The sequence below is a fragment of the Occallatibacter sp. genome (assembly GCF_036502485.1).
GTDB lineage: Bacteria > Acidobacteriota > Terriglobia > Terriglobales > Acidobacteriaceae > Telmatobacter.
The window spans coordinates 17,477-30,576 of record NZ_DASXYM010000036.1; the positions used below are offsets into that span (position 1 = coordinate 17,477).

Here is a 13,100-nt window from a genome sequence, read left to right on the forward strand (position 1 = left end):
GTGATGAGTGGTTCGTGGTGAGAGATTAGAGGGATAAACAAAGAAGGGCAGCCGCGAGAGGCTGCCCTTCTTCTTTCCCAGGTATTGGATGCGGCGGAGAAATCCGCCGCCTGTTTGCCTTACTTGTGAGTTGGACGGTGCGCCGGATGATGCGCCGCCGGGGCCTTCTTCTTCTCCGCTGGAATGTACTCGCCATCCTTCAGCACCACCTGGGCCGAAGCGGAGGTCGTGTCCGTGGCCGGAAGCTGCTTGTAGGTGTCGTACGTACCCGCCAGCATGGCGTCGGGAGCCGTCTTGAACTCGAATCCGGGCTGGATGATCTTCAACTCGGCCTCGGTAAGCGGCTTCTTCATATTCACGATGAAGTCGGCAACCTTGGCGTCCTTCGCATCCTGCGTCACCGCCACCTGGACCTGGTCCGCAGTGGCTGCAATCACCACGCCGGGCACCTGCGTCTGTTTGCCTTGCAGAACAGCCCACATCTTGTCCGCGTCTTCCTTGCCGCCCAGTCCGAGAATGGTCTCCTTGTCGGAAAGCGCGAGCGAATCCAGATTCGGCGTAGACGCGATCAGGTCATGAATCTGTTCCTGCGGGCTCTTGGCCGGAGGCGGATTGTAGTCAGCCGTCGGGTTCACTGACGTCGCCGCCTTCTGCTTGATCTCGTCCAGCCCATCCAGACCGCCGTGGTACTTCTTGTAGTAATACTCAAGCTTCGGCTCGATCTGTGCCTTGTACTGCGCCGGAGCTAACGCCCACACGCGAGCGAAATACCACACCGCGACCTTGAGGTCCTGCGTCGAACCCGGCTGCGCATATGCCTGTGCCAGCAGCAGGGTGTCGTTCAGACCCGCAGTCTTGCTCTCGTCGTCGCTGTAGAGCTTGAGCTCGTTTTGGTATTCCGATTGAGCGTCCTTGTAATCCTTCTTCACCGAGTCATCGGCGGCAATCGCCGAGTGGAAGATCGGGAACGCGGCGTGCGTCAGCTTCTGCCAGTCGGCATCTGCCGTGCTGGCCGGCTTCTGAAGCGCCAGGCCCTTCTTCGCCAGCGCCGCTGCATCGTCGCAGGTGGCCTGGTCCTGGTTCTTCGCGCACTGCTGCTTCTTGATCAGCACCGAATAAAGGATCGCTTTCAGACTGTTGGGATCCACCTGGAGTTCCCGGTCTGCAGTCTTCAGCACTCCATCCTGATCGCCAGCCGCCTGATAGGAGTCGATCATCTGATCGAGAACTGCCCCCTTCACCACGCTTTGCGGATATTTCGACAGAAACTCTTCCCCGGCCGCAGCCTTGGCCTTGGGATCGCTCTGCGTGCTGAACATCTGGTAGGCGTTGAACTCGGCAGGGTCCTTGATCGTAACCTGGCTCGAGTCCTGCGAATGCAGCTTGGGCGCGGCAACGAGGCTGATGCTCGCAAGCGCCATCACCGACGCAAATACAAACTTCTTCATTTAGTGCTCCTGGGAAAATTCGAAATGGAAAATCTCATGCACTCGCTCGCTGACGGCCAACCGTTCTGCGCATTGCGGTTGTCTGCCCGCGGTGGTGAGGAAAGCGTTACCACGGCCCGATGCGGTGTTGGAAGGATTATAGAAACCCCTGCTGCCTATGACAAGGGAAGTCCCACAGCCCGAATGAATTGCTGCCACCCGCCGTTGACGAACGTATGCTCGCAACGGGTAATGCCTGACCCCATCGCAACTCGTAATGCTCCGGAACCACCCGTTCGTTCCAGAATGTCTCATACCCCGGTCGACCGCAAACCGCCGCGAACCCATTCGCAAGCTTGGCGAACCGTTTCGCAGGGAGTGCGAACTGTACCCCCGAATGCCCCTCTGCTGCTCTGCTTGTGACGTATCTTCGCCGAGCATACTGGCTTAGACACCAAAGGAGCAACAATTGTTCCTGTCCATTTTGGATGCTCGCGCTGCCGATACGTTGGCCGCAACTGGTTACTGTAGCAGTCGCAGCAGTTCCGCCTGCTCGGCTAGAAACGCGTCATGCCCGTGATCGCTGATCATCTCCCGGTAGTCCGACTGAACCCCCGCGGCGCGAATCGTCTCGGCAAACTCCCGCACGGACTGCGGCGGAAACAGCCAGTCCGAGTTGATCCCGATAAACGTAAGCCGGGCTTTGATCCCTCCGAATACCGCCTCAGAAGTACGCCCCCCACGAAGCGGCTCCCAGGTATCCATGGTGCGCAGGATGGCGAGATAGGAGTTCGCATCGAAGCGGTCCACAAACCGCCTTCCCTGCTCGTCCAGATAACCGCCAATGTCGAACCGCCCGCCGATCAGGCCCCCGCCGCAAGCATCCAGGCCCCACGGGTCTTCGCCGTTGCGGTTGGGATTGCGCGAAAATCGCTCGTCAAACAACGGCGCCGACTTGTAACTGAGCATCGCAATCTGCCTGGCCAGCGACAAGCCCCGCGTAGGCGGCTTCTGCGGCAGATACTTCCCGCCCATCCATTCCGGATCGTGCTGGATCGCCTGCCGTTGCAGATGATTCAACGCCAGCCCCATGGCCCCCAGCGGCGCCACCCCAATCACCACCGCGCGCTCCACGCGATCCGGGAACCCTGCCGACCATTCCAGCGCCTGCATGCCGCCCATGGAACCGCCCATAATCAGCCGCAGGCGGCGCACACCCAGGCTATCCAGCAGCCGGGCCTGCGCGCGCACATTGTCAGCAATGGAAACAAGAGGAAATTCGGGGCCGTAGAGAGAACCAGTTTCAGGATTGACCGAGAGAGGACCTGTCGAGCCATAACACGACCCGAGCAGGTTGATACATATCACAAAGTCCTGATCCAGCCGCAGCACCCCGCCCGGCGCAAATACCTCCGGCCACCACTGGTGCACCAGCGCCGACCCCGACAGCGCATGGCACACCAGCACCGCATTATCGCGTGCCGCATTCAGCTTGCCGTAAACCGCGTAATGCAGCGTCAGGCCCGTAAGCGTGCGCCCGCACTCCAGCATGAAGTGCTCGTCCAGCACAAAGTCGCCTTCGTAGGTGGGCGAAGGGACAGGCGGGCGCGCCGGTCTGGCCTGGGGTTTGGCCTGAATCGTCGCCTCGCCAGCGGCTTCGATCTTGGCCTCGTTCTTCACCTTCTTCGTGGCGGCCTGCGCCGCGCCCGCCGGTTCAGCGGCTTTTTCGCCCTGGGACATCACTGTCATTGTGCCTTATGACCGGCGGCCACCGACTCGCCCGCAAACGCTGTTCCATTTGCAGCTTCAATCGCCTGGTCCAGATCCGCAACAATATCGCGAATATCCTCGATCCCGATCGATACCCGCACCAGCTCCGGAGTCACTCCGGCCGCGCGCTGCTCCTCGTCCGACAACTGCTGATGCGTCGTCGACGCCGGATGGATCACCAGCGACTTCGCATCGCCAATGTTCGCCACCAGCGAGAACAGCTCCAGTGAGTCGATCAGCTTCTTCCCTGCCTCGTATCCACCCTTGATGCCAAACGTGATCAGCGCCCCATGTCCGTCCGGCAGATACTTCTTCGCCCGCTCGTGCCACTGGCTCGACTCCAGCCCCGGATACCGCACCCACTCCACCCCCGGATGCGCTTCCAGATGCCGCGCCACCGCCAGAGCATTCTGCGAGTGACGCTCCATCCGCAAGTGCAGCGTCTCAATCCCCTGCAGGATCAGGAACGCATTGAAAGGCGAAATCGCTGCGCCTGTATCGCGCAGCCCCTGAATGCGCGCTTTCAGAATGAATGACAGGTTGGCAAACGTATCCCAGTACGACAGCCCGTGATACGACGGATCCGGTTCCACAAAATCCCTGAACCGCCCTGACGCCGACCAGTCAAACCTGCCGGCATCCACAATGATTCCGCCGATGCTGTTGCCGTGACCACCCAAAAATTTCGTCGCCGAGTTGACCACGATATCCGCGCCATGCTCAATCGGCCTCAGCAACGCGGGAGAGGTCATGGTGTTGTCGATGATCAACGGCAGCCCATGCTCATGCGCAATCTCCGCCAGCCTTGAAATATCGGTCACGTCCAGCTTGGGATTGCCCACTGTTTCCGCATACACCGCCCGCGTCTTGTCATTGATCGCCGCGCGCAATCCGTCGAAATCATCAGGATCGACGAATCGCACATGGATGCCCAGCCGCGGCAGCGTATAGCGGAACAGGTTGTAGGTGCCGCCATACAAAGACGTCGTCGACACGATCTCGTCGCCGGCCGCTGCCAGTGTGGTCACCGCCAGCGTCTCCGCCGCCTGACCTGACGCCGTCGCCAGCCCCGCCGCTCCGCCTTCAAGAGCCGCCACGCGCTTCTCGAACACGTCCGTCGTCGGGTTCATGATGCGCGTGTAGATGTTCCCAAACTCCTTCAGCGCGAACAGCCGCCCCGCATGGTCCGCATCCTGGAAGAGGTACGACGTGGTCTGGTAGATCGGCACCGCGCGCGCTCCCGTGGCCGGGTCCGGCGACTGGCCTGCGTGCACGGCGAGGGTGGCAAGCTGCTGGGTTGCGGGCTGCTTCTTCTCTTCAGGCATTCTCTCGCTCCATTGATCTCTGGTTGATCGTGCGTTCAGGGGAGCCACGGCGCCATGCGCCATCGGACACTGGGGGGATCGGGCACAAACAACGCGGCCCGAATCCGTTCAGGACCCGGGCCGTTTGTTCAAGATCGTCTGCGTTATCGCATTCGCGTCTCAACCGCACGGATGGGTTCCTCACGCATGCACATACGCATGGCCATGGCCTCATCCGGCTTTTGCTTCGCGTTCCGCATCTCCCGCAGTATCGATGCCTGCCGGCAACCGTGTCAACGCCCTTCCGCATCGAATGGTCAAATTGCCTCCACCCCGTTGCCAGGGCGATTACATTCGCGTCATCTGATCACCGTTTTCCTAGGCGCAGCTAAAAAACTCTGATAAATTGCTTTACATGCAACCGGCCGGTCACTCACCGGGCTTACAGAGTTGCAGTGTTGTTGCTTTCTAATTCGGACCCTTGGGCGTTCCACACGGATTCGGGCTTCCCTCTGATCCCGTAACCCGGTTGTTCTCAGCCCAGGATGATTTCATCCCTGCGCGGACTCTCATCTTGGAATAGGCAACGTACGTGAATGCCCCAGGAGGACTTTGTGATCCCGCATGTACGAAGTAATTTAGCGTCTAATGCTGAGTCAGACCCCTCCGACACACAGCAGCCGGTCAGCGCCCGCGCCGTCCTCGAGGAGATCTTCCAGCTCCTCGAGGAGTACGCCCCAACCTGGTACACCGAAACACACCACGATCGGATCGTGGCGGCCCTGATCAGTTCTTCCGCAGACAACCAACCTCATTCGTAGCGAGGCGCCCATCTCCCCTGCCCGCTTTGAAGCACAGCGATGCAGATGACACGTATCTCTCAGCCTCATCTTCCTCGGATTCGCGAGGTCCGCGGAAGATGAGCCTCCTACTCGTCTGCCTTCCAGATATATGCGCCCTGCTGCCGCAGCCCGACATGCGCCAGCACGCGAAAGACAAACTGCCGGGCCATCTCCGTCGAATCCGCCGGCTTGAAATAGAGCGCCGGAATGACGGGGAAAATCACCGCACCCGCCTCCGCAGCCAGCGTCATATTGCGCAGGTGAATCCGGTTGAACGGTGTTTCGCGCACGCACAAGATCAGGGGCCGCCGCTCCTTCAGCGTCACATCCGCCGCCCGCGCAATCAGCGTATCCGCCATCCCATTGGCAATCGACGCCAGGGTCCCCATCGAACACGGCAGCACGATCATCCCATCCGAAGGATGGCTCCCCGACGCAATCGCCGCCCCGATGTTGCCATCCCCATGCTGAACCGTCTTCCGCGGCGCCGCTCCCAGCAGCTTCTCCACGAGGTCCGTTCGCCCCGCAATCTCCAACTCCTCCGCAATCACCCGCAGCGAATTATCCGTCGCCACAAAGTGCACCCGCGCCACCCGCTCATCCGCCTCCAGCGCACGCAGCATCTCCCGCGCAAACACCGCGCCCGACGCGCCGGTAATGGCTAAGGTGAGCGTTACGCTAGACAAAGGAGAAGTCATCTTACGCTAAGCCTGCCTGAATTGCAGCTTCCTGAAGAAGGCGGATTTCGCCGCGAGTATCTTGATAGGGCAACTGGCGTCGCCAGGAGTTGGAGTGAGACGGGTGCGTAATTGCGGTACAAACGATGGTTGCCCCGTTGTGTTCAATGCTGGCGATCGGCAGCTTATCGATGGACGAGACTCTGTTGGATCGCCATTCGCCCAATTCGTTTGGCCACAAATGTCCCATGAATGCTGCTGCCGCTCCGAGCGCAACGATCAGCTTCGGCTGAACGATGGAAAGTGTTTCCCTGAACAGATAACCACACTCGTTCATCAGCGATTCATCGGATAGCCAGGCAGGAGCCAGTCCTCCTGTATCGTTGCTTTTTCCTTCATGCAGGAAAGGCCACGCGTTTGTGAAGAAGCAGCGGCTCAACTGAATATGCGTCTGCGGCAGAAGCATTCGGTAGAGCCCCTTCCACGTGCTGCTTGTGCGGGTCTCGTCGCTTCGCACCAGCGTTCCATCGCTTTTGATGAAGTCGCTCCTGCAGCCGAAGTTGGAACCAAGGACGATGGTTCCTCCGACCGTGATAGTCGCTTCGCTTCCATCGAACAGGCCGTTTCCGCCGGGGAAGAAAGCCTTCTCCATTACAGGAAGGCCCTTGAAGGGCACGACTTTGCGGCCGGCGACATTGAGCGCGTCGAGTTTCTCTCTAAGTTCGGCGATCTGGCTAGAGGGCATGATGTCTACTTTCCTAAGACGCGGTTGAAGATGGCGTCGACGTTGCCCAACTGACGGGTGTAGTCGAACGTCTTGTCAAGTTTCTCGGGGGTGAGGAGCGAGGCAATTTGCGGATCGCGCCCCACCTCATCCCGAAACACCAAATCGTCTTTCCAAGCACGCATGGCATGGGACTGGACAAGCCTGTAGGCGTCTTCACGCAGCATCCCCGCCTCGGCAAGATCCAGCAGCAACTGCCCTGAAAAAATCAGCCCGCCCGTCGACTCCAGATTCTTCTTCATCCGCTCCGGATACACCAGCAGCCGGTCGATGAGGTCCGTCGTCTTCGCCAGCAGGTAATCCACCAGAATCGTCGAATCCGGAAAGATCACCCGCTCCACGCTCGAGTGCGAAATATCCCGCTCATGCCACAGCGCCACATTCTCATAGGCCGCCTGCGCATTCCCGCGCAGCACCCGCGCCAGCCCGCTGATCTGCTCTGAGGTAATCGGGTTCTTCTTGTGCGGCATGGCCGACGAGCCCTTCTGCTTCTCGCTGAAATACTCCTGCGCCTCCCTCACCTCGGTCCGCTGCAGGTGCCGCACCTCCACCGCAATCTTGTCCAGCGTGCTCCCCAGAATCGCCATAGCCGAGATGTACGCCGCATGCCGATCCCTCTGGATCACCTGCGTCGCAATCGGATCCGGCCGCAGACCCAGCCGCTCGCAGATCCGCTCCTCATGCTCCGGCTTCAGGTGCCCAAACGTTCCCACCGCGCCGGAAAGCTTCCCCACCCTCATCTCTTCGGCCGCTGCGTCGAACCGCGTCAGGTTGCGCTGCATCTCCGCATACCAGTTCAGCAGCTTCAACCCGAACGTCGTCGGCTCCGCATGGATCCCATGCGTCCGGCCAATCGTCGCCGTCTGCTTGAACTCCAGCGCCCGCCTCTTCAGCACATCCATCAGCGCCGTGATCCCGGCACGAATCAGCGTCGACGCGCCCTTCACCTGCAGCGCCTGTGCCGTATCCACCACGTCGTTCGACGTCAGCCCATAATGCAGCCAGCGCGACTCCTCGCCCAGCCCCTGCTCCTTAAGGCTCTCGGAAACCGCCGTCGTGAAAGCGATCACGTCGTGCTTCACCTCCGCCTCAATCTCCTGGATCCGCTGCACTGAGAAGCTGCTCTTCGACTCAATGACGCGCGCCGCCTTCTCCGGGATCACTCCATCCTCGGCCAGCACCGCGCTCGCCGCTGACTCCACCTGCAGCCAGCAGCGGTATTTGTTCTCTTCCGTCCAGATCCGGCCCATCGCCGGCCGCGTATAACGATCGATCAAAGCAGTTCTCCTCAAACGCACGAATACCCGGCACGCCGTTCGCACCAGGTCAACATGTCGATTGTAGAAGGTCGAAAGGTGAAGCCGCCGCCAGCGCTCAACAAGTCAGGGTCGGAAACCACAAATCCAACCCCGCCGCTCACCGGCTATGCCGCGCAGCGTCGCTCACCCGCCGCATTCGGCGAACCAGCTTCTGCAAGCAAGCCGCTAGCGGCGCCCATTCGGCGTAATTCCAAACCGCTTGTACAACTCGTCATACAGCAGCCCGCGCCCCGGGCGGTACGGCTGGAACCACTCGCCATCAATCACCAGCTGCGGAATCGCCCGCTTACCCACGTGCCGGATCACTTCATCCGAGGCCGCCGGATCAGCGTCCACGTTGATCTCGGTGAATTCGATCCCGTGCGTTTCCATAAACTGCTTCGCAGCCCGGCAGTCGCGGCACCAGGCCGCAGAGTACATCTTTACTTTCATCCGTGCGATTGTACCTTGATCATTTCCGTCCATTCCGGCAAGCCTCCCTGGGTTCGCTCCGATTCGCCCGCCGAAGAGGTCTATTGCGCGCTCCTCGACTCGTCCTCGCCCCAGTACCATTGGTTGCGAGACCTGCCTGCAGAAGTTTGTTCGCGTATCACTTTATAGGATGTGGCGTCCCGTCAGGCCGATTCTTTTTGAGCCGTTTACGATGATTCCACAATGACTCCCTCTGAGATCAAGCGCCTCCTCCAGCTCGAGCCCCACCCTTGCGAGGGCGGCTCCTTCCGCCAGACCTACGTGTCACGCTGGACATGCCGGACTCGATCAGTCGTTCCGGCGCCGCTCCCGGAAGAACCCTCTCAGCAACTCCGCCGCATTCTCCGCCAAAACCCCCTGCTCCACCTGCACCTGGTGGTTCAGCCGCGGATGGTTCAGCACCTCCAGCACCGATCCTGCCGCCCCGGCCTTCGGATCCGCCGCCGCAAACACCAGCCGGTCAATCCGCGCATGGATCATCGCCCCCGCGCACATAGCGCACGGCTCCAGCGTCACGTACAGAGTCACCCCATTCAGCCGATAATTGCCCAGAGCCGCCGCCGCCCCGCGCAGAGCCACGATTTCGGCATGCGCCGTGGGATCGAAGTCGCGGAGCACCCGGTTTTGCCCGAAGGCGACAACATATCCCGTCACGATCGCGACCGCGCCGATAGGCACCTCGCCCGCGTCAGCAGCTTTGCGAGCTTCCGTAAGCGCCAACTGCATGGCTTCAAGATCCGTTGCAGGAGCCGGCGGTGGTGGCGACCACATCATGCCTTGGATGGTAATTGGGCGGACGCAGACCCCTCAGGGATTTCCGAGTTGTGTGCCGCCGGCTGCTGCTGCGTCATGCAGTGCAGTGTACCCAGTCCCCACACCAGATCGACCGCGTGGATCCCAATCACCTCGCGATCCGGGAACGCCTCCGCCAGCACACCCAGCGCCACCCGATCGTTCGCATCATGAAACGTCGGCATCAGCACCAGCCCGTTCGCAATGTAGAAATTGGCATAACTCGCCGGCAGCCTCTGCCCGCGAAACATCACGGCCTTCGGCATCGGTAGTTCCACAATCGTGAACTGCTTGCCATCCGGCATGCGCGCCGCTTTCAGCCGCGTCACATTCTCCGCCAGCGGCTCATGATTCGGGTCCGTCGTATCGTTTTCGACCGCCGTGATAATCGTGTCCGGCGCCACAAAACGCGTGATGTCATCCACGTGCCCGTGCGTGTCGTCGCCGGCAATCCCCCGCCCCAGCCACAGCACCTGATCGATGCCGAGATAGTCGTGCAGCACGCCCTCAAGCTGTTCGCGGCTCACACCCGGATTGCGTTGCTGCACATCGCTCAGCAGGCACTCTTCCGTCGTCAGCAGAATCCCCTGCCCGTTCGTGTCGATCGATCCGCCTTCGAGCACAACCTTGTACTTCGATCCGTCCTGCTTCACGATGGCAGGCTCCCATGCACGCATGCCCAGCAGCGCCGACACGCGCCCCGGCAACTGGTCGTCGTTATGCCAGTCGTCGTATTTCGCCCATGCGTTGAACCTCCAGTTCGTCAACGCCACCTTCCCCTCGGCATGGCGCACAAAAATTGGCCCGGAGTCCCGCGTCCACACCCGATCCGTCGTCCACTGGTGGAAATACACGTTCTCGAGGTTCGCGTGCGACCGCGTTAAAATGCTCTCCGCACGGCGCTGCTCAGCCTCATTCTGCACCGCAATGTAAACCTTCTCTCGGTACGACAGGAGCCGCACAATCTCCGCATAGATCCACGGAATGGCCTGAAACTTCCCCGGCCAATCCTCCGGATTGTGCGGCCACGCCAGCCAGGTCGCCTCGTGACGCTCCCATTCGGCCGGCATACGATATCCAAGTTGTCGCGGTGTCTCGTTCATCATTTCCTGGTTCCATCAGGATCCACGTATCGCTTTGTCATCCTGAGCGTAGCCTAGCGGAGTCGAAGGATCTGCGGTTGTCTTTCTTGCGCCCCAGGCAGAAGGAAAATTCCGCCTGCCACCAAGTACCAGCTCTAAAGCGGGTCCAGAAACCGCGCCGTAATCGGCGTATACGCATCGATGCGGCGGTCGCGCAAAAACGGCCAGTTACGCCGCGTCTCTTCCATCAGGGCCACGTCCACTTCGCCGATCAGGATCTCCTCATCGGTATGCGATGCCTTCGCAAGGATGCGGCCAAACGGATCGGCGATAAAGCTGCCGCCCCAGAACTCCAGGCCCGGCCCCTCCACGCGATTACCCAGCACATCGCCCGTCTCGTGCCCCACGCGATTCACGGCCGCCACATACACTCCGTTGGCAATCGCATGCGCCCGCTGAATCGTCTGCCACGCGTCGTACTGCGCCGCGCCGAACTCTTCCTTCTCCGCCGGATGCCACCCGATCGCCGTCGGATAAAACAAGACCTCCGCCCCCTGCATCGCCGTCAGCCGCGCCCCCTCGGGATACCACTGATCCCAGCACACCAGCGTGCCGATCCGCCCCTGCGGCGTGTCCACCGCGCGAAACCCAAGATCACCCGGAGTGAAGTAATACTTCTCGTAATAGAGCGGATCGTCCGGAATGTGCATCTTGCGATACACGCTCGCAATCTTGCCCTCTCCATCCAGCGTCACAGCCGTGTTGTGATACAGCCCCGGCGCCCGCCGCTCGAACAGCGAAGCAATGATCGAAACGCGCTCTTCACGCGCCACCTTGCCCAGCACCTCGGTCGACGGCCCCGGAATCGCCTCCGCCAGATCGAACAGCCGCGTGTCTTCTCGCTGGCAAAAATACTGGGCCTTGAACAGCTCAGGCAGGCACACAATCTGCGCGCCCCGCTTGGCAGCCTCGCGCACATGGCCCACCGCGGCCGCCAGGTTCGCCTCCGGGTCCGGCCCCATGCTCATCTGCACCAGACCGATCTTGTACTTTCGAGAATTCGTCATCGCCCTCTTTTACTCCCACACAACAAGGCCAACCCCGCCGTTACGCAGAATTGGCCTTTACTCTTGACCCGCGTTCGCGTGCCCGCGCGGGCAGTTCTAATCTCCATCCAGAATCAGCACCGCCGCCGCGATCGTCGTCGTCCACAGCCCGCGCTTGTCACCCACAGCCGACTGCGTCACGTTGCTGGTCCGCACAATCTTGTTGGAGATGCGGTAAATCTCCTTCTTCTCGTCCCAGCTCTTGTCGGGATCAAACTCCACATCCAGCGTCGTTGCCAGCATCTCAGCAGCCAGCTCTTCCGCGTACTCGCCGGCCTGCTCTTCGGTCTGACCAAAACTGTGATGTTCGCTCAGGTAGCCGTACGTATCCTTGTCGGCGGGAATGGCAACTCCGATACTGGCTACACAAAGACGATGCGGCTCGCGCGTGGAGTTTTCCGCGATCACCGCAAATACCACTTCCCCATGATTAAGGAGGGTTTGCCCTTCCTTGCGGGTAATCATCTTGCAGCGCGGAGGAAAGATAGAGCTGACACGCACCAGGTTCTGGCTCGCAATCCCCGCATCCCGAAGCGCCAGCTCAAAGGACGTCAACCGCTCCTTGTGCTTGCCCACACCCTTGGTAAAAAACAGCTTCTTCGGGACCATGCCTTTTCCCAATTTCTATGTACCCTCCACGAGGAAAAGTGACCATGCTTGCCAACAGTTCCCGAATGAGTGTAACGCATACAGACCCGCAGCAGAACTGGCGTGCAGGATTTATCTCCCGTTCACAATTCGGGCTCATTCCCTCCTCAAAGCGCTCCTCCGGCCGTTCCACGGCATCCAACTTCTCTTCGCAAACAGGCGCAACATTTCTCCCGCGTCCGCGTTCCAATCAATATGAACAGCCGGTTCCTCGTCTGCGCAGCCGCGGCCGCTTTGACCCTCAGCGCCACTCTCTTCGGTGCCCCGGCCCAAAGCCCTCCCCCTCCCCCCGTCCAAAGCGATAATCCCGTCGTCCTCGACTGGGCCCCGCCCGCGCTCGATTCCCTGAGCGCGCAGGCCGCTGTAAAAAACAGCTTCACCCTCGACCGCAACATGCTCCATGCCGCGGCCGGCGTATTCGCCGAGAACGATGAGCCCACCAGGCAGGCCATCGGCCATCTCGACGGCCTCAGCGTGCACACGCTCAAATTCGGCGACATGGGCGTGCCCGACGAGAACGCCGTCAACTCCATCCGCGACGCCTACCATCTGCGCGGCTGGAAGCACGTCGTCACCAGCACCAACCGCGGCGGACCCGTCCACAACGGCAACACCGATGTCTGGGTCGTTATGGACGGCGTCAACGTCCGCGGCGCCGTCGTTCTGGCCGAAACTCCCCGAACCCTCACCCTGATCACCGTCGCCGGCGACCTCAGCCCCGTCGACCTGCTCCACCTGCGCGGCCACTTCGGCATCCCCAAATTCGACAGCGACACCCTCGGCCAGGCCCAGGTGCATTAAGCACTGCCTGCGCGGGTGCCCAATGCGTGCGCGGGTGCCCAATGCAGGAGCGGGTGCCCCTCTCCAGGAGCGGGTGC

12 protein-coding genes are annotated in these 13,100 nt (G+C 60.9%); 1 reads left to right on the forward strand and 11 read right to left on the reverse strand.

All coding sequences use genetic code 11. The features are described 5' to 3' along the window. Window positions 1-119 precede the first annotated feature (119 nt). From VGL22_RS05770 to VGL22_RS05820, 11 genes are all read right to left on the reverse strand, one after another. On the reverse strand, window positions 120-1,448 hold the full coding sequence (locus VGL22_RS05770; RefSeq protein WP_465265944.1) for a hypothetical protein: 1,329 nt from the start codon (window positions 1,446-1,448) through the stop codon (window positions 120-122). A gap of 501 nt (window positions 1,449-1,949) precedes the next feature. Beyond that, entirely contained in the window at window positions 1,950-3,176 is a 1,227-nt protein-coding gene (metX, locus tag VGL22_RS05775; RefSeq protein ID WP_465265945.1) for a homoserine O-acetyltransferase MetX, read from the reverse strand. Next, window positions 3,173-4,522: a homocysteine synthase gene (locus tag VGL22_RS05780; protein ID WP_465265946.1), complete on the reverse strand. Its 1,350-nt coding sequence runs from the start codon at window positions 4,520-4,522 to the stop codon at window positions 3,173-3,175. Before VGL22_RS05780 ends, metX begins: the two co-directional genes overlap by 4 nt. 907 nt (window positions 4,523-5,429) lie before the next feature. After that, window positions 5,430-6,029 carry a UbiX family flavin prenyltransferase gene (locus VGL22_RS05785; RefSeq protein WP_465265947.1) on the reverse strand — a complete coding sequence of 200 codons (600 nt, stop codon included), beginning with the start codon at window positions 6,027-6,029 and terminating at the stop codon, window positions 5,430-5,432. A gap of 13 nt (window positions 6,030-6,042) precedes the next feature. After that, on the reverse strand, window positions 6,043-6,765 hold the full coding sequence (locus VGL22_RS05790) for a uracil-DNA glycosylase family protein (protein WP_465265948.1): 723 nt from the start codon (window positions 6,763-6,765) through the stop codon (window positions 6,043-6,045). A 5-nt stretch (window positions 6,766-6,770) separates the two neighbouring features. Then, entirely contained in the window at window positions 6,771-8,081 is a 1,311-nt protein-coding gene (purB, locus tag VGL22_RS05795; RefSeq protein ID WP_465265949.1) for an adenylosuccinate lyase, read from the reverse strand. Window positions 8,082-8,288: 207 nt separating this feature from the next. Next, the gene (locus VGL22_RS05800) at window positions 8,289-8,543 is read right to left on the reverse strand and encodes a glutaredoxin family protein (RefSeq protein ID WP_465265950.1); all 255 of its coding nucleotides are present in this window, start codon (window positions 8,541-8,543) and stop codon (window positions 8,289-8,291) included. A gap of 339 nt (window positions 8,544-8,882) precedes the next feature. After that, on the reverse strand, window positions 8,883-9,368 hold the full coding sequence (tadA, locus tag VGL22_RS05805; RefSeq protein ID WP_465265951.1) for a tRNA adenosine(34) deaminase TadA: 486 nt from the start codon (window positions 9,366-9,368) through the stop codon (window positions 8,883-8,885). Further along, complete coding sequence (locus VGL22_RS05810; protein ID WP_465265952.1) at window positions 9,365-10,492, reverse strand: agmatine deiminase family protein; 1,128 nt, start codon at window positions 10,490-10,492, stop codon at window positions 9,365-9,367. Before VGL22_RS05810 ends, tadA begins: the two co-directional genes overlap by 4 nt. A 131-nt stretch (window positions 10,493-10,623) precedes the next feature. After that, complete coding sequence (locus VGL22_RS05815; protein ID WP_465265953.1) at window positions 10,624-11,535, reverse strand: carbon-nitrogen hydrolase; 912 nt, start codon at window positions 11,533-11,535, stop codon at window positions 10,624-10,626. A gap of 96 nt (window positions 11,536-11,631) precedes the next feature. Further along, window positions 11,632-12,183: a pyruvoyl-dependent arginine decarboxylase gene (locus VGL22_RS05820; RefSeq protein WP_465265954.1), complete on the reverse strand. Its 552-nt coding sequence runs from the start codon at window positions 12,181-12,183 to the stop codon at window positions 11,632-11,634. 234 nt (window positions 12,184-12,417) lie between these two features. Between VGL22_RS05820 and VGL22_RS05825 the strand changes: the two genes are divergently transcribed. After that, on the forward strand, window positions 12,418-13,023 hold the full coding sequence (locus VGL22_RS05825) for a hypothetical protein (RefSeq protein WP_465265955.1): 606 nt from the start codon (window positions 12,418-12,420) through the stop codon (window positions 13,021-13,023). The last annotated feature ends 77 nt before the right edge of the window (window positions 13,024-13,100 follow it).